This window comes from Flavobacterium sp. U410 (assembly GCF_053570605.1).
In genome coordinates, this window is sequence record NZ_JBSEFI010000001.1 from 328,076 (window position 1) to 345,832 (window position 17,757).

Sequence of the window (17,757 nt, forward strand, 5' to 3'; positions counted from 1 at the left end):
AAGGAATATTCCTTACTTATAGCTATTAACCTGAATTAGCCGCTTTATTTTTTAAAGCGGCTTTTTTATTCTTTTATGTGTTAAAAAACTAAACTTTAGTGGTGCATAAATTAAACTGATAGCAAGAATTAAAGCAGGAATATAAAGTGTATCCATTTTTAGGTTCCATTCAGAAAAGAGGAATCCGCCAATCAAACCTCCGAAGAAAAATCCAAAAATAATAAATAGCCGAAGTTTTATATTTGTTATCAGCTTGTCTCTATCAGTATATCTTTTAGGAAATAATAATTGAGATAGATCAATTCCCAGATCAGTAAAAAGTCCGGTTAAATGGGTTGTTCTTACCACTGCATTAGAAATTTTTGTAACATACGAGTTTTGTAATCCCATAGCAAATAGCAGTAGGCATGCTATAAAGTTAGTAGAAGTAACAATTTCGTTTGAATATAGAAAAGCAACAATAATCAAAATAAAAATTTCAATACTTACAGGAACTGTATAAACATTGAATTTTGTTTTTTCTTTGAAACATTCAATTAAAAAATTGGAAGAGAAGGAACCAATTAAAAAAGAAATAATATATAAAAGATAAACTGTTCCTTCCCAAAATTTAAAATGCGCAAAATCATTTATAAATAGAGCAAAATGTCCTGTAACATTAGTAGTAAGATGTTGTATCGCCAAAAAGCCACTAACATTAATAATACCGGCAACAAATGATAATAAGGTGGCAATTCGCAAATTGTGTTTAAACGTCCTGTTCTTGCCCTGATGTCTGAACATTTTAAAAAAATTAAGATAGCATTATAGATTCGGTTGAACCCTTCTTTTTAGTATATTGGAACAAAACAGAGCAATCCATAATATCTTTTTGATTGTCTAATTCACAAAGAAAAGTTACTACAGCCGAAAGTCCTTCAAATAACAAGTCTTTATCTTTTGGATTTTCGGGTTTTTTATGCAAATGATGTATTGGAAGTTGATAACCTATAGCTTTCAAAAAAGTGTATTCAATTTGTAACAGTTCAGAAGGAGAATATCCATTATATTTTCTCCCCAAATTTTGATGTACTCTTCCTAAATAATTTAATTGTAAAGAACCATGTGTATCAGAAAAATTCTTCCAAAAATCGTTATTGTCTAAAATATTTCCCACAGCACATTGGTTACAACATTCAGGATGTAATGTGTCGCCATGAAAAGCAACATATAATTTTTGTATAGCTGAATTGAATCTACTGGAAGACATTTTTTTTATTTCTAATAAAAGTACTAAAAATAAACCAGTTATGAAACTTTTTTGTCATTGTATTGATAATGAGCCTAATACTTTGTATATCTATTTTTTCTTCTAAAAATTGTCGGATTAATCTATAGTATTCTTATAAAAAAAGTACTTTTCAGTATACATTATCCGGTCTTAAATTGTTTTCAATGATTACTAAAAAAATTGAGCATTGTTTTCAAGGAAACTTCGCTATGCATCAATTCTCCGTTTTCAAGTGATTCTTTTGCCACTTTTGCTGCTCTTGTTCTCATACTTGCTTCATAAGCAGAAATAGCTGTCTCTAAGGTACCATAGTTTTTAGCTGTCAAAAAATCGCTTAATTCTAGCGCATCTCGCATGGCCATGTTTACACCTTCACCTGCAAATGGAGGCATTACATGAGCTGCATCGCCTAGCATTGTCAGGTTTGGCATGGTTTTCCAGTTTTGATCTAAGGGCATGCAATATATCGGACGGGGAATAAAAGGTATTGATGAACTTTTGAACAGTTCGTACCAAACAGTACTCCATTCAGAATATGTTGTTTTAAACCATTCGAGCAATGCTGCTTTATCATTAAAATTTAAACCGCTATTTACTGCCCAATTTTCATTCGCTTTGAAGCTTATGTAGAAACCGATTTCTCCGTTGCCTTTTTGTCCCATTAATATATTTACTAGATTTCCGAAAGCCATTATTTTTCCACCATTTAGTAATGTTGAAATATTAGGAGCTGTATTTTTTGCATCATAAATAGTACCTTCAACCATTGTAATTCCGGAATAAAAAGATTTAATATCAGTAATATAGGGACGAATTTTTGAGTTTGCTCCGTCAGCAGCAATAACAATATCGGCATATATTGAATCTCCGTTTTTAAAATGAAGTAACCAACCATCATTTTGCTTATCCATTGTAATAAAATGACTGTTCCATACAACAGTTCCGGGCTGTAACGATTCTAAAAGAATTTTTCGCAAAGCTCCTCTATCTATTTCAGGGCGAAAATTAGGATTACCAAAATTCTCTTCTATTTTGCTTTCATGATCACTAAAGAAAACTTCTGTTTTTTCATTCATTATTTTTTTTCTGTCTGCTTTAGGAAGAAAATTGTTTTTGAATTCGTCTAACAAATTGGCTTTATTAATTGCTGCCAATCCTGAACTATCATGTAGATCAAGAGGAGAACCTTGTACACGGGCATTTTTATTCAAATCCCTTTCATATACTGTAACATTTACTTCTTGAAGTTGTAAAAGTTTTGCTAATGTAAGTCCACCGGGACCACCTCCGACAATAGCTATTTTTTTATTTTGTAATTTCATAACTGTATTATTTAAATTAATAGTACAAAATTACTTCTTGGGCAGGGTAGTAAATTGTATAAATCGGTCGTTTTGATTTTGTTTTAGCTCTTTTGGTAAAACGCCGGATAATTTTTTTACTTCTTTGATAAAGTGTGACTGGTCTGTAAAATTCTGTTCTGGAAATAACTTCCCTTCTTTAATATGATTGAATGAAGCTCGGAAACGTAGAATATTGCAATATGTTTTTAGTGAAATACCGAATTGCTGATTAAAATAGCGGTTAATTTGCCGACTGCTCCATGATACTTTTTCAGAAAGTTCATTAACAGTTAAGGTTCCGTTTGATGCATAAATAAGGTCAAAAAGTTTTTGTTTTCTGGAATCAATTTCGCAAGGTAAAAGAGTTTGAATTTTTTTGGTAGCTTTTTTACAAAATAAATCAAAGTTTTCTAAGTCATTCACATCAAAATCCCAAAAACCAACAGGTAAATACTTTGCACTATTGAGTAATTCAGAAATTGTACTTTGAAGGATGTATTCTGTAGCAAGTAGTTTAAAACTGATAGCAAACATAGTTGTTTTGGAAGCAAGAACAGCCTTATCCGCATGAGTTTCTATTCCTGAAAGTACTGCTTGAAAAGGTATTTTTGCTGATTGAAAAAAAGTTAAGTCAATACGTCCATCTGGTAATATAATAATTTCCTTGCCGTCATTTGAATGGTTTTTCAGTAGCCAAAAACTTTCTACAAAATCAGCAAGTGATGTATCGGGTTTTATAATCTTGTATTCAAAGTCACTTTCCATTATTTTGCGGAATGATAATTAGTTATGCTTAATAGGTTTTGGTATATCTTCAATCAAACCATTCGAAAATTAACAATTGGAGCCTGTTTTAGTTAGTCAAAAGTTTTTTCAATTTTATCTTTAATCCTTCAAAATAAATAGTTATTCTATCATTTAGTATATTTATAATGTTGATATTTTTCTTTTTTAATCGAAGTAACTTTTCCAACAATTTCTTTTAAATAACTTTTGTTAGGTTTTGACGAATAAAATTGATCAATTGTAACGAATGTTAATATTAAAGCAAGATTAGGAAGAAAATATTTAATATAAATTCTCTATTCATTGTTAAAAATCATAGTCATAGATAATTATTTCAACAGGTTTCAGATTAAAGTATAACGTTGGGATAACCGTTAGTTATGAGATTAAAGATAATAATTCTGAGTGGATTCGGATATAGTCTAATTTGCCGTAATTAGGAGGTACATTACACACAACGGTCTCAGATGCGTAGTGCGGGATTTGAAATCTGAAACTTTCAAATTAGTACGGAGTAAAGTAGAATCTTTGAATATTCAATTTTACTAAATATACAAAAGGCGAATCAAATGACAAGCACAAAAATTTAACTCCTCATTACGGTTATAACTTGTGTTTTGCGTTCGGCTTCTTTATTCTGTTTTTATTTTTGAGTAAATATCCAAACTTATAAATGCTCCATTTTTAATTTCACAGTCTGTCATTGTTCCTTCGTGTAGAAAATCAAGTTTTGCCATTGCATTTTTACAATTTGTATTATTCGACTCGACAAAGCCTTCGATCCTATGGAGTCCTAATTCATCAAATCCGTAGTTACAAATTAGTGGCATGGCTTCGGTCATAATTCCTTTTCCCCAAAAGTCGGTCAGTAACCAAAATCCGATTTCAGCTTTTTTATGTTCTTTACTCAAATCATTAAGCCCACCTGCTCCGTAAAAAGTTTTATTATCTAATGAGCATATTGCAAACCACATTCCTGTTCCTTCTTTCTCAAGGCTTGAAAACCAATGCATTTGTTCTTTTGTTGCTTCCAAACTGTCAAAACTAACTCCGTAATATTTAATTATGTCAGGATGAGAAAGTCCTTTGAATACATATTCAATATCGCTTTCAACAAGAGGTCTTAGCAGAAGTCTATTACTTTGTATTCTTATGTTATTTGTGACATTCATTTTTGTTAAATTAATTGTTCAGTTCCTTTTTTAGCTGACATACAATGAGAAAATATAAATGTAATAGCAGTTTCATAATTTCCAAAATCTCTCTGTTAATTACTAGTATAAACCAGTAAAATTTACATTAAATTACAAAAGAAAGATGAAATCTCAGTAGCGATTTCAAAAATTAAAACTTTGCATTAGGAAAATACCTAGCTATTGCATTTATACATTTTTATATGCAGTTTTTATTGTCCTGCACACCATTTCAATAGTTCTGGATATAAATTATCTATTTTTTTATCCATATTTTCTTTTCTTAGTCTTTTTAGTTCTTCATTAAACTCTTTCATTTTTATAAAACCTCTGCTGTTTACCATTGTATTTACTACATCATTGTTTATGTATTCAACAAGTTTAGGATCTTTTTTATACATTTCTTCTGCATATAAGACAAAAACACCAAATGTTATATATTCATTAAATACATTTAAAGCAGTAGGGTAGTATTGTGTACCTTCCATTTTTGTATTTACCCATTTTTCTCTATCTTTTAAAGCACTATTGATTTCTTTTTCATATTTTTCACTTGGAAATGCTACAAAGTTATGATCAATTTCGGTAAAAGAAGCTCTTGAATTTATAGATGTTGTTTCTATTTCATTTCCCTTGATCTCAACTGGTGGAAGAGATAAATAAGCCATTTTAAAATTATTTTCCTCAAATCCTGCATTAAAATTAAGACCGTAAATAAGAGCAGATATTGAAACAATATATGCGTTCATTTTTGTGTTGAAATTAGAATCTAACCATTTCCATTGGCCTTCAATATTTGCATATTTTTTATAATCATTAGTTAATGAATTATAAAAATCATTTTCGTTTTTAAAGAATTGTTCAAAATTAGTTTTTTTTGCAAAATCTTCAATTTCAGTTTTGTAAGTCTTTATTGGGTTTTCTGAAATTTTAACTCCTGCAAGAGAGTTTCCTGGAAAAATAAAATATTTATCAGGAATAAGTTTTCCTTTTTTGTTAAAATTATATGAAACGGAATTAGCAATAAAAAAAACATAATTTATTGGAGTTATATTCATTAATGAATCCATTTTTTTAATAATTGGCTCATTTTTGAATGGCTTGAATTGCTCAAGAACACGTTGGTAATAATCTCCTCTTTGTTCAAACATATCATCGTTGCCCAATCCATAATCTGTAATTGCTAACATTATAATCAATAATTCCTTGGTTTTATTAACTTCTACAATACATTTTCCATCATATTCTTTTTTAAATTTTTTGTTGAAATTTACTTTCTCTGTTTGGGCAAAAATTGATGTAGTAAAAATTACTAAAAATAGAATTGAAAAGATTTTGTTCATTATGAGTTTTTTTAAAATTGTATATAATAACGACTCTTAGCTTGCTGAATTCGGTACATGATTAAGCCCAAAGATAGCAAAAAAACATACGATAAAACTTCGGAGTGAATTTTTTTAGGCAAGAAAGCGAAAGCCAAGTGCTGAGCCCAAACTGATGCTGTAGTTAGCTTTTTTACCATAAGTAAGGCTTCGAAAATTGAAGCCAACCACAAAACAATGTCCAAAAGCAACTAAATGAAAGACCAACTAAATAAAAGAAATAGCGAAATCTTTTTATTCCAATTTTATTGTTCAGATAATACCAATCAAAAAGTTCTAATTAAAATACCAGAAAAGAAAAATAAATTTGCTCCAATTCCCCAAATTAAAATTCCTAAAGTATCATCAAAAGTCCAAAAAAAATCATCTCTTGATATTTCATCATATAAAGCAATAAGGCCAAAAAGTCCAACTGCAATATTGTAAAATATCCTCTTAGATTCCCACCATTTAATGTTTTGTTTAAAATCTTCCGTTGTCATTTCCAAATTAACTACAAAGGTACTCGGCTATAAAATTGTGGTGAAAACCACAAACTGAGCGATTCCAAATATAGAATTTAATTTCGAATTTTCGGAGACCCGAGTACAAAGTACGAACTGCCACAGCAAAATTCGGAATAAACCTAGCCATAATTTATAGCTGATGTTTAATTAAAGGATTCTATTTCGATTTCTTCATTGACCTTCAAAAGATTTTTGTCATCAGCTATTTTATAAAGAAAGCTCATTAATTCCTGCCAAAGCCCTGCTGGATAAATATATTTAATTGGTTTTCTTTCATTATCAAAATATAAAATCAAAGTTAACTGAGATCCTTCTCGTAAAATAATTGTATTAGCTTCAATAGGAGGCGATTCTATTCCAGATTTTTCCAAATCAATTTTTTTAAGAATACTTAAAAATTCATTGTAAGTTTCTTTATTAAGTTTACCACGATAAAAACCAATTCTTTCTGTATCAAGTTTATGATCTTTATAAGCTTTTTCTATGTAAAGTTTAATTTTTCTATTTTGTTTAAGTTCTAAATGATACTCTGGACAAGTTCCAAAGCATTTGGATGTGTGAAAAGTTATTTTTTCAAATTTTGAATTGATTTTTTTACTAGAACAGTTTGTGAATAATTGCGTGATGAGAATGAGTAAAATTATCTTTTTCATAAATTTTATTTGCTATAAAAAAAAACTTGCTATTAGCGGTTCTCAGCTATAAAATTGTAGCGAAAAATAACACACCGAGCGATTCCAAATATAAATTTAATTTCGATTTTTTCGGAGACCCGAGCACAAAGTGCAAACTGGCATAGCAAAATTCGGAAATATGCGCAAACCCAGCCATGATTTATAGCCGATGTTGTTCATAGTTTTTTATTGTTTTTATATATTCGATTACTTGTAAAATTAGTATAATAATAGATAGAATACTCAAAATTATAATTAAGTAATCAATATTTTTAAGATTTTCTCCCTTTGATACTTTTGAAAGTTCAATGTAAATTAAGTAAAATGAAGCTAATAAAAATATTAAATTAAAAATTAAGTTAGATTTGGCTTGTTCGAGTAATAATCTTTTTCGTTTATTTAAGTTTGGTTTTATTTTAATGTTTTCAATAACAATTTTTTCTAAAGCTTTATAATTTTGAAACTCTAAATCTGAAATCAAAATTTTTCGCCCACTAGAATCAACTAAATCAAGTATTAAATAATCTCCAAATCTGTGATTACTTAAAATCCACCAATCTATTTCTTTTATGTCTTTAATATTAATATTAAGTATTTTTAATCTCAATGGATAAATTGTTTTTATATTATGTCTATTTATTAAAATAATTTTCCATTTGAGAATTATAAAAAATAAAGAAATAGGAAATACCAAAACAATAATAAGAATTCCAATTATTTCCCATGAAAATTTAGATCCATCAGACAATTTAGCTAGAAATTTAAAAAATAAATTACCACTTGAAAATGTAACTACAATTACTATTAAAGAAGTAAAAAAAGAAGGAAAACTGATTTTCATTTTTCAAGATTATGCTAGTGGATGATTTTATTGTTTTTCGTTTGTCCCATTTTATTTTTACTGCTGAAATTTTGTCCAGTTTAAGTTTATTATCAGTCTGAATTTCAAATCCATATTTCTCATAAAACTTCAATGGTGAAACATATATTAGTCTGTTTTTCTTCTTGTCATTGTTATGATCAATTACCCAACCATTCAAAATTGGTTCCACTTGTTTCAGCTCATCAAGTATTTTTCGTCCTAAATCTTTTCCTTGTACTTTTTCAGATAAAATAATAGTGAACCATATTTCATTATCTCTTTCAAATGTCAAAGCTCAACCAAAAATAAGTTTTGTGTCATTTGTCTACAGAAAATGTTTGAGTTTGGCTAAGTTTTCAAGATATTCAGTATTCCATAAGTCAAGCGCTTTCTGCTTTGCTTGTTCGTTTAGTTCAGTTGTCTGTATTATTTCAAAATTGTAAGTCATTTATGTTTTTGAGTTCTATTCGGTTAAGCTTGTCACTAACGTTTAGGGTATTGCTAATTTGCATTGTCTTTAATTATCATTGGGCTTTTGATTTTTTAATATTGAAATAATCGCCTTAGAAATTTCAAAAATCTTGCCTTGATAGTTATTACTTAAAAGTATGATACTAAAACCATTCTTTATATCCGTAATCATTAGTGCCTCATAATTTCCTCCTCGTCCGTCGTGTGAATGCTCAATCAATTTTTTGTTTTTAAATTTTGCTTCACCTAAAGCAGATTGTGTATCTTCTTTATTGAAATGTTGACCTAATTCAAATAATGAATTTTTACTGATAATTTTGTTTGAATGAAGATTGTTTGAAAACTTTAATAAATCAGTTGCTGTTAAGAAGGCTCCGCCAACCAAAAAATCGGGTTTGTCTTCAACCAATTTGTCATTAAAACCTTTAGCAATATTATTATTTTCTTGAATAGGAGTTATTTCTGCCGAATACATCTTCAAAGGTTTGAAAATGTTTTGCTGAACATAATTTTTATAACTCATTCCGCTAATCTTTTCAATAACTGACAGTCTGAGAAAAAAATTATTGTTATTATAATCGTATTGAGTTCCCGGGTTGAAATTCAATGTGTCGATTGTTTTTAGATCCTCAAAAATATCCTTGTTACTTTTAATTTTTTTCCAGTTTACATCAGGTATTCCACTGGTATATTGTAATAAATCTTTTATAGTTACTTTATTTGACCATTTTGGCAATTCCGGAAAAAACTTTGAAATTTTATCATTTAATTTCAGTTCTCCTTTTTCTATTAATTGCATCAAGGCAACTGCACTAAATTCTTTTGTAATCGACCCGATATTGAATTTATAATCGCTAGTTAATTTTGTTGTTTTATTAGCATCAGCAAATCCAAATGAGGAACTATAAATGATTTTATTGTTTTTTGAAACAAGAATATTCCCATTGAACATTTTGTTATTGTGCGACCAATTCATTAAACTGTCAATTTGGTTTACGATAGTTTGCTGTGCGCATATTTTATTTGTTAAGAATAATAGAATTATCAAAAATTGAAAGGAATATTTTTTATGTAGCATATCGTTCGGGTTGTTTTTGCACGTTGTTTGAATGGTATTACTGCTAACGATTTCTTATAAGCGTAGCGCGGGATTAGAAGCACTTCAATTTCAGTTTGACGATTGCTTGTTAATGTTCTATTCGTTTCTATTTAGTATTTTTTCCCATATTAGATTTATACAATGATGGCAGTAGTACTTTTTTAGTTAGTTAATTTAGATTGATATTTTTCCAATATGTCCCATATTCCATAAAATGTCTTACTTCCTTCTTTTCCTGAAAACGAGGTATTTGTTATTAAAATACGTCCGATATTATTTTGAGGGTTAAAAAATAGCATTGAGGCAATTCCCGGGTCACCACCCGCGTGTCCAATATATCCCGAATAGCCGAAGCCCATAAAAATCCCAACGTTGTAACTTTCATTGTACGGATTGTTTTCATTTCTTTCAGTAAAATTATGCGCTTCCAATTGTGGGCGAAAAAATTCTTTATAGCTTTTTTTGCTTAAAATTGTTCCGTTTCCATTGTAGCCTTTTATCAGTTCTGTCAGATACAAGCTTAAATCGCTTATGGAAGTGATAAAGTTTCCGTCAGGATAGGTTGCCATACTATAAAATGGCAAAACAGTTTTTGGGTCTGCATAGAGTTTGGAATAATTTTTAAAATTAATATCATCAAAATGCCAACCCGAAGCGTACATTTTTAATGGTGTAAGTATGTGTTTTTTGGTGAATACATCAAAAGATACCCCAGTAGCCTTTTCCAAAACAAATGCAGCCAGAGAAGTTCCCGTATTCGAATATTCGTAGATTTCTCCAGGTTTGTTTTTTGAATAGGTTTCATTGGTATTCCATTTCCCGTTTTTAATTAGTGTATTTTTGAGAAAGGTTTGCATTGATATCATTGAATCGGCAGGATTGAACATCTGCATTTCATCAAAAACCAAACTGATTCCATCCAAGTTTTGATGTTCTTTCAAAAAATAATTTTTAGTCAAATAAAAGTCGTTGTCCGCTATACTTGAGGTATGCGTTACTAAATGTCTTATGGTTATTTCGGTATCCGGAAAATTGGGATTAACGACTTTGAAAGGCAAGTATTTATTGATTGGGTCGTCCAATTTAAGTTTTCCCAATTCTTGAGCTTTAAGTAATGCAATGCCTACAAAGGTTTTGGATACTGATCCGATGTTCTGTATCGTTGAATTTGTATATTTCTTATTTTGTTTTACATCTGAAAATCCAAATCCTTTTTGATACAAAGTTCCTTTTTCGTTGACAATTGATACGGCAAAACCATTGAATATTCCGTTTTTGCTAAAATCTGTGATTTCGGTAGTCAGCGAATCTCTTGGTACGTCTGATTGGGTTTGTTTTGTTTGATTTCCTTTTTTGCAAGAAGCCAAAAACAAAACGGAAAATGTTATTAGGTAAAACTTATTCATTTCTTTGTTTCTTAGGTTTTTCGTATTACCGTACCGCTAACGATCCTTGGTAGCAGATGTTGTGTTTTTTTGTTATTAGCCAAACCAAATATACGAATACTTTCGGATTTTCGGAGACTCGAGCACAAAAGTGCAAACTGGTGCAGCAAAATTCGGAAAATATGCGCAAACCAAGCCATAATTGATTAGACGATGTTACCAGCAGTTTTTATTCTGAAATAATTCGTTTATAAATTATTCCTTCTGATCTGTAAAGAATCAATAAAACTTTTTTGTTTTCAATACTAAAAAATTCAGGAGAGCTTAAAGTTTTCCATTCATTGATTCTTTTTTCAACAATTTTTTTTGTCCAATTAATTTCTGAATCATTTAAATTCGTCTTAATCATTCCAATTGTCCATTTGTCAACATCCTTGGGATTTACTTTTAGCACAAATTTATAATCTAAAGATGTTGCTCCAGGAACATAATTTCTACTCTTTGTAAATCCGTTTACATTAAATAATTCGAATTCAGTATCATAGAATTCACTTTTGGATATTATTTCTTTTTTTAGATTTTCAATACGTTCATTTTTTGTTTTAAATTCATCACTATTTAAAATAGTTTTGTTTTCAGTAGAACAACTACTAATTAGAAAAATGATTACTAATGTTTTGAAAATCAAGTTTTTCATTCAAAATTGATGTTAACGGTATCGGCTATGGGCAGTTGCTTGGGTTAGCACTAAACTTTGCAAGTACACACCGAACTGAAAATCTGTAAGGGTTTTCAAAAGTAGGCGAGAACAAGTAATTACTTATAGCCATTGTTGTACAACGTTTTTTAATGTTCTTCAATCAGCTTTTTTACTTTTATATTGAAATTCTCTTTGTTGATTCCAATTAATTCATCGGTAGCTTTTAAATAGTTATCCAGTCTGTTTTCTTGCCCAGCATTTATTAATTTGGTAGTACCTTCATTTCCCTTTTTGGTTTCAACTTCTTGGGCGATAATTCCAGAGATTGTAGAACGTACAGAAATTTCGGGTGCTATATCGTTGAAAATTTTTTCATTGTTATTGAAAAGTTCATAAAGGTTCGTGTTTGGATTTTTAGAAAGATAATTTTGCAATTCGGTTACCAATCTTTCGTGTGTAATCATTTCGCCATTTTTGTCAGTATAATATGCATTTCCCCACAGATATGCGATGCCTTCTTCAGTTATCCAGTTTCGATTTTCCCTTTTATTAATTTTCCCTGAGTAATAATGAAATATATCGTGTGAAAAATCTTCGTTATTCATTATCGCAAAGATTGTTTTTGAATCAACGCCATAACCATCTCTGTATTTTCCATTAGAAAAAAGAGAATATCCAAAACTTAAAAGTTCTGATATTTCTTGGAAATTATCAGTCATATAGAAATCTATTTTCTCTGGTTCCAATCCTAATTTTTTAGCTATTTTAGAATTTTTTTTGTCAAATAGTTTTGCTCTTTCGGTATTAAGGTTGTTTCGAAAATGATAAGTGGTATTACCAATAGTTTGTGTTTTCCAGTAGCGAGTTAAATAATCAATCGGGACTGAAAAGGTAAATTTATGATCATCCTTCGTTGCAATTAAATTGATAATATACAACAGAATCGGTTCGGATTCAGGTGTCTGATAAGTGTATGAAACCGAGATAAAATATTCATTATTTGAAACCGGATAAACATTTATCAACTGCTTGTCTTTATGTTTCAATACGGAACCATCTTTTTTTGTTTCGTAATTTACTAGTTCTTGAAGTTGTGATTGAGTGAGTTCTGCTTTTTTAGGTGTTAATAGACTTTCATCTATTTTACCATTTGTCATTTCTGAAAAAAAGGATTCCAAGCTTTGATTGAAATTCTGTTTTGTGATAGAATCCATCGGACTATTTAAAAACCTTGGAATTACAACTGTCTCTTGGGCAAATAATGTTGTAAAGAAAAAAAGTAAAATTATGGTTAGATTGTTTTTTATCATTTCGTCTTCTTTAAATGTTTCACAACGATTCTTGATTAGCTGATGTTGTGGTATTTTGTTACTAGCCTAACCAAATATACGAATACTTTCGGATTTTCAGAGACACGAACGAAGTGAACTGGCGCAGCAAAAATTCGGAAGTGGGCTAGTAGCCACAATGCCAGCTAACCAATGTTGTAGTTAGTTATTTTTTCTCAATTTTGATTAATTTGTCATTTTCAAATGAATATTCAGCTTCATTAATTCCAACAGTATTTTCAATTCCAGAACAGTCTGGACAAATGAATTTGCTAAATTCTCCATTTTTGCTTCTACTAATTCCTTGATAATAATCTTCTATTACCCAAAAGGATTCTTTATTGTTTTTTCTTTTATAGATTTTAAATGAATAATTTTCTGACCAATATTTTAGTTTTAGAGTTTCTTTTTTATCCTCAATAATTATACATTTTGTATATTCAGGATCTCTAAAAGTTAGAACATTTTCAAAGATTTTAATCGATATTGAAAAATCATTCGATTTATATTCACAAAAGTATTTTGGAAAATTAGAAGCAAGAAAATAAATTCCAACAATGACTAAGATTATTATTAATTTTCTTTTCATTCAATCATATAATTAACTACAACGGTCCTCGGCTATAAAATTGTGGCGAAAAACCACAAACCGAGCGATTCCAAATATAGAATTTAATTTCGAATTTTCGGAGACCCGAGCACAAAAGTGCAAACTGGCGCGGCAAAATTCGGAAAATGTGCGTAAACCCAGCCATAATTTATAGCCGATGTTGTACATGGTTTTTTATTTTAGAATATTTTCTATATCCATTCTACCATGTAAAATCCTTACGATTTCTATTTCATTTTTTGATTTTATTTCATAAAAAATAATATGTCTATGAGCTTTAAATCCAAAAATCTCTATACCAATATCCTTGTAACTTTTTCCAATTGTTGGATTATCAGCTAAATCTTGACACATTTCTAAAAGTAGAAAATAATAAGTGTCAGCCTGATTTTCGGACCATTCTTCAAAAGTATAATTCCAAATGTTAGTAAGATCCTCGACAGCTTTATTTGTTAAATTAAAACTACCCATTATTTTTTAAAGCTTTAATTGCTTCTAAGTGTTTTTTAGCATCAAAATTTGTTGCAATTCCGCTTTCTTTACCTTCTTTGATTGCATTTTTCAAAGCAAAAATTTTGTTTTCTTCTTCTTCAAGAAGTCTTAGTCCAGCACGAATTACTTCACTTGCATTCTTAAATCTTCCTGCATTTATACTAGTTTCTACAAAATTTTCGAAATAATTTCCTAATGAAACAGAAGTGTTTTTCCCCATGACTTTAAATTTTTTATAAAGTTACCAAAAAATGGTAACAATTCCAAATTCTTAAAATCATGTACAACGGTCCTTGGCTATAAAATTGTGGCGAAAAACCACAGACCGAGCGATTCCAAATATAAAATTTAATTTCGAATTTTCGGAGACCCGAGCACAAAAGTGCGAACTGGCGCAGCAAAATTCGGAAAATATGCGCAAACCTAGCCATAATTTATAGCCGATGTTAGCAAACGTAATTATTTTACTTTTCTACGTTCAATTTCTTGACGGTTATCCCAAAATGATACAATCTCGATCCTATTCCCATTAATCTCATAGAAAATAAGATAGACTTTCATAGAAATTACACGAGTAAATTTGTTGGAAGTTAATCTTCCTATTAATTCTGATTTTGAAAGTGTATTTAATAAATCCTCTACTTCATCTATTAGTTTCAGACTATATGTTTCACTACCATTTCTTTCAACGTAGTATTCTAAAATATTTGCAAATTGAAGTTTTGCAATTTCTGACCAAACTATTTCTTTTTCAGCCATTTTCGCATTTCTGAAATTACTTCTTCGTTGTTTTGAAACTTTCCTTCTTTAATTTCATTTCTACCCGTTTCAATAGATGATTGTTGGTTTGTAGATATTTGATACAAAGCTTGTTCTGACGAATCAAATATTGTTTGAAGCGCATTTAGAAAATTCAAATCTTCAGAATCTTTTATTCTAGAAATTAAATTCTTTTTTATTTGTGCTGTCATATCCATAGCATACAATTTTTATTAATTCAAAAATAAAGATTTATTTTCAAATTTCTTTACGTTCTGTTGAGAAATTATGTTTGCTAACGGTCCTCGGCTATAAAATTGTGGCGAAAACCACAAACCGAGCGTTACCAAATATAGAATTTAATTTCGAATTTTCGGATACCCGAGCACAAAAGTGCGAACTGGCGCAGCAAAATTCGGAAAAATGCGCAAACCTAGCCATGATTTATAGCCGATGTTGTAAACAGTTTTTTCATTCAGCCATTTTTGAGATTCCGATTTCCAAAAAACCGTTTTCTATTGGTTTTAAAATACTGTCTTTCTATTAATCAAGTATTCTGTCGTAAAAATACTATCAGTTAATTCAGTTAAATCAGTTCGTTTGAGAGTTAGTCGATTGTCAATTATTTTATATTCTCCTTGATACGTGCAACTATAGTCAGCTCGATGGTATGAAGCTCCGAATGAGCCATTTTTAAAAAGTACTAACGTCCCACTTTTGGGTGCTCCTTCCTCTTCTACAAATCCAATCAGTGATTTTTCTGTCCAGAATTTTCTGTCGGGAATATCGATTATCAAATACCAAATAGTTCCAAAAAACAAAACAAGAACTAAAGGGGTAAAGTCAAATTTCCCATTCTTATTTTTGATTCGGATTAGATTCCGAATTGTCAAAAGGAGAAGAATTATTATTAATAATCCAAGAAGGAATAAAGAATTTAAAAAGTTGAGAAGTCCAGAGCAATAATCACCAATTGGAAGAAATTGGTATATCAAAATGATTCCAATTATGCTTATAATTCCATATTTAGCGATTTTTTTATTCAAAATTGTTTACAACGGTCCTCGTCTATAAAATTGTGGCTTATTGCCAAGACCGAACTAAAACAAATGTAACGCAAACTTTTGAATTTTCGGAGAAAATTCGGAAGGTTGCCCAAACCAAGACATAATTTATAGACGATGTTAGCGGTAGTACTTTATTTATTCTAGTTTTCTTTCGCCATTTTGGTCATAATAAAATACCGTTTGATTTTTGGAATTAATTATCCAACATTCAATTTTTGTATTACTTTGAACCTTATTTATCACAAACTCTTTTGCGGTTTGATATGTTTCAAACACATCGTAAATCTTATCAACTTCTACATCGTTGAGATAGTAACTTTCGTCATTTTTCAAAATTATTCCAGTTGAAAATTCAGCTTTACCAACTCCAAATTGATTTTCTGATAAATTAAGTTTTTTCATAATCTTATTAAGTAAGTATTCGCAATTTTGGAATAGTATTACCGCTAACGGTCCTCGGCTATAAAATTGTGGCGAAAACCACAAACCGAACCATTCCAAATATAAAATTTAATTTCGAATTTTCGGAGACCCGAGCACAAAAGTGCGAACTGGCGCAGCAAAATTCGGAAAATATGCGCAAACCCAGCCATGATTTATAGCCGATGTTGTGCAACGTTTTTTATTCAGTCCCTGCTTTGCCATTCTTTAGTTCTGCTGTTAAATTCATTTATGTGCCAACCATCGAGCAAATAAGTCAGATTAAATTCGTTCGTTTTTTTGTTTAGCGAATATTGGAACTCTTTAAATTTGAATTGGTCAAAATATTTTGGCAAGTCAGTTTGTGTTTTTAATTCTTTCAATGAATTTGGATATCTGTCAAAATCATTTTTAAAGTCAGTTATTCGTTCTGCAATTAAATCAGCTTTATTTTTATTGTATCCGTTTTTAAGTCGAGAAAACAACAAACTAAAAATCAGTCCAAAAAATAAAGTAGTGTAAATTCGAATTGCATAGTTCATTTTTTTACCGTCTTTCCAGATTATTAGAAGTACAATTAAAATTAATGTACAAATTCCAAATACAGCCAATAATTGAAAAAATCCAAATATTGGTCCTAATCCGAAATACAATCCAATTAAGATTGCAAAAGATAAAATCAAAATCCACTTTTTCAAATCAGTTTTCGGGTTTTCTTAAATGTTGCACAACGGTCCTCGGCTATAAAATTGTGGCTTATTACCAAGACCGAACCAAAACAAATATAACGCAAACTTTTGAATTTTCGGAGAAAATTCGGAAGGTTGCCCAAACTTTGCCATAATTTATAGACGATGTTGTGCATTCGTGCTTTTAATCACCACCAATCCATTTTTTTTCTAGCGAGTTATATTTTTCGGTATGCCATCCATCAATATCATAAGAAATGCAGAAACTTGTATTTAAAGAATCAGTAGAGTAATAAATATATTCGGTTTCAAAATCTAAATTTAATTCTTTTAGTGATTTTGGAAATTTGCTTTTTTGTTCAAAGAATATTTCTAGTTTTTCAATTACTATTTCTGCTTTTTCTTTCTTTTTATTCAGATGAAATTTTCTCAGAGGAAATGAAAATATTATAGATAAAGTCAAACTAATGAAAAAAATAATAAGATATTTTGAATTTCTCTTCTTTTTGATAATATCGTAAATTCCAATTATCATTACTAAAGCCAAAGTTATTAGCCAAATAAAAGCAAAAGTCATTAATAAAAAAATAGTTACTTCAGAAAGTAAGTAACTAAGAATTAAGATAGAAATAATCAAAAAAAGGATTTTATGTTTGAATATTTTCATAGTAGATATTAAAATGAAATATTTTGAAGAAACGTCTTTATCAGCATGATGCAC

22 protein-coding genes are annotated in these 17,757 nt (G+C 29.7%); all 22 read right to left on the reverse strand.

The genetic code is table 11. The features are described from left to right. Positions 1-51: 51 nt before the first annotated feature. On the reverse strand, positions 52-783 hold the full coding sequence (locus ACUSJC_RS01555) for a YoaK family protein (protein ID WP_449267791.1): 732 nt from the start codon (positions 781-783) through the stop codon (positions 52-54). A gap of 10 nt (positions 784-793) precedes the next feature. Further along, positions 794-1,249: a Na(+)-translocating NADH-quinone reductase subunit F gene (locus tag ACUSJC_RS01560; RefSeq protein ID WP_449267792.1), complete on the reverse strand. Its 456-nt coding sequence runs from the start codon at positions 1,247-1,249 to the stop codon at positions 794-796. 182 nt (positions 1,250-1,431) lie between these two features. Then, the gene (locus ACUSJC_RS01565; protein ID WP_449267793.1) at positions 1,432-2,592 is read right to left on the reverse strand and encodes an FAD-dependent oxidoreductase; all 1,161 of its coding nucleotides are present in this window, start codon (positions 2,590-2,592) and stop codon (positions 1,432-1,434) included. 30 nt (positions 2,593-2,622) lie between these two features. Beyond that, positions 2,623-3,378: a DUF6597 domain-containing transcriptional factor gene (locus ACUSJC_RS01570; RefSeq protein WP_449267794.1), complete on the reverse strand. Its 756-nt coding sequence runs from the start codon at positions 3,376-3,378 to the stop codon at positions 2,623-2,625. Between the two features lie 653 nt (positions 3,379-4,031). Beyond that, positions 4,032-4,571 carry a GNAT family N-acetyltransferase gene (locus ACUSJC_RS01575; RefSeq protein WP_449267795.1) on the reverse strand — a complete coding sequence of 180 codons (540 nt, stop codon included), beginning with the start codon at positions 4,569-4,571 and terminating at the stop codon, positions 4,032-4,034. A gap of 233 nt (positions 4,572-4,804) precedes the next feature. Next, entirely contained in the window at positions 4,805-5,935 is a 1,131-nt protein-coding gene (locus tag ACUSJC_RS01580) for a DUF4932 domain-containing protein (RefSeq protein ID WP_449267796.1), read from the reverse strand. 305 nt (positions 5,936-6,240) lie between these two features. Next, the gene (locus tag ACUSJC_RS01585) at positions 6,241-6,456 is read right to left on the reverse strand and encodes a hypothetical protein (RefSeq protein WP_449267797.1); all 216 of its coding nucleotides are present in this window, start codon (positions 6,454-6,456) and stop codon (positions 6,241-6,243) included. Positions 6,457-6,623: 167 nt separating this feature from the next. Next, entirely contained in the window at positions 6,624-7,133 is a 510-nt protein-coding gene (locus ACUSJC_RS01590; protein ID WP_449267798.1) for a DUF6438 domain-containing protein, read from the reverse strand. Positions 7,134-7,314: 181 nt separating this feature from the next. Beyond that, positions 7,315-7,995 carry a hypothetical protein gene (locus ACUSJC_RS01595; RefSeq protein WP_449267799.1) on the reverse strand — a complete coding sequence of 227 codons (681 nt, stop codon included), beginning with the start codon at positions 7,993-7,995 and terminating at the stop codon, positions 7,315-7,317. A gap of 538 nt (positions 7,996-8,533) precedes the next feature. Next, positions 8,534-9,463: a serine hydrolase domain-containing protein gene (locus tag ACUSJC_RS01600; RefSeq protein WP_449267800.1), complete on the reverse strand. Its 930-nt coding sequence runs from the start codon at positions 9,461-9,463 to the stop codon at positions 8,534-8,536. A 284-nt stretch (positions 9,464-9,747) separates the two neighbouring features. Beyond that, a complete protein-coding gene (locus ACUSJC_RS01605; protein ID WP_449267801.1) occupies positions 9,748-10,992 on the reverse strand; it encodes a serine hydrolase domain-containing protein in 1,245 nt (414 codons plus the stop codon). A 208-nt stretch (positions 10,993-11,200) separates the two neighbouring features. Beyond that, positions 11,201-11,668, reverse strand: a complete 468-nt coding sequence (locus ACUSJC_RS01610) for a hypothetical protein (RefSeq protein WP_449267802.1) — start codon at positions 11,666-11,668, stop codon at positions 11,201-11,203. Between the two features lie 149 nt (positions 11,669-11,817). Further along, complete coding sequence (locus ACUSJC_RS01615) at positions 11,818-12,981, reverse strand: hypothetical protein (RefSeq protein ID WP_449267803.1); 1,164 nt, start codon at positions 12,979-12,981, stop codon at positions 11,818-11,820. A 184-nt stretch (positions 12,982-13,165) separates the two neighbouring features. Continuing rightward, on the reverse strand, positions 13,166-13,588 hold the full coding sequence (locus tag ACUSJC_RS01620) for a hypothetical protein (protein ID WP_449267804.1): 423 nt from the start codon (positions 13,586-13,588) through the stop codon (positions 13,166-13,168). 195 nt (positions 13,589-13,783) lie between these two features. Next, positions 13,784-14,080, reverse strand: coding sequence for a type II toxin-antitoxin system RelE/ParE family toxin (locus tag ACUSJC_RS01625; RefSeq protein ID WP_449267805.1), 297 nt, complete (start codon positions 14,078-14,080; stop codon positions 13,784-13,786). Continuing rightward, positions 14,073-14,321: a type II toxin-antitoxin system ParD family antitoxin gene (locus ACUSJC_RS01630; protein WP_449267806.1), complete on the reverse strand. Its 249-nt coding sequence runs from the start codon at positions 14,319-14,321 to the stop codon at positions 14,073-14,075. Before ACUSJC_RS01630 ends, ACUSJC_RS01625 begins: the two co-directional genes overlap by 8 nt. Before the next feature lie 239 nt (positions 14,322-14,560). After that, on the reverse strand, positions 14,561-14,860 hold the full coding sequence (locus ACUSJC_RS01635; protein ID WP_449267807.1) for a type II toxin-antitoxin system RelE/ParE family toxin: 300 nt from the start codon (positions 14,858-14,860) through the stop codon (positions 14,561-14,563). Next, positions 14,842-15,078, reverse strand: a complete 237-nt coding sequence (locus tag ACUSJC_RS01640; protein ID WP_130736935.1) for a hypothetical protein — start codon at positions 15,076-15,078, stop codon at positions 14,842-14,844. The genes ACUSJC_RS01635 and ACUSJC_RS01640 overlap by 19 nt, the downstream gene beginning before the upstream one ends. A 306-nt stretch (positions 15,079-15,384) precedes the next feature. Beyond that, complete coding sequence (locus ACUSJC_RS01645) at positions 15,385-15,753, reverse strand: hypothetical protein (RefSeq protein WP_449267808.1); 369 nt, start codon at positions 15,751-15,753, stop codon at positions 15,385-15,387. Positions 15,754-16,062: 309 nt separating this feature from the next. Continuing rightward, positions 16,063-16,329: a hypothetical protein gene (locus ACUSJC_RS01650; protein ID WP_449267809.1), complete on the reverse strand. Its 267-nt coding sequence runs from the start codon at positions 16,327-16,329 to the stop codon at positions 16,063-16,065. Between the two features lie 224 nt (positions 16,330-16,553). Continuing rightward, positions 16,554-17,045 carry a hypothetical protein gene (locus ACUSJC_RS01655; RefSeq protein ID WP_449267810.1) on the reverse strand — a complete coding sequence of 164 codons (492 nt, stop codon included), beginning with the start codon at positions 17,043-17,045 and terminating at the stop codon, positions 16,554-16,556. Between the two features lie 175 nt (positions 17,046-17,220). Further along, a partial coding sequence (locus tag ACUSJC_RS01660; protein WP_449267811.1) for a hypothetical protein occupies positions 17,221-17,757 on the reverse strand: 537 nt, incomplete at its 5' end.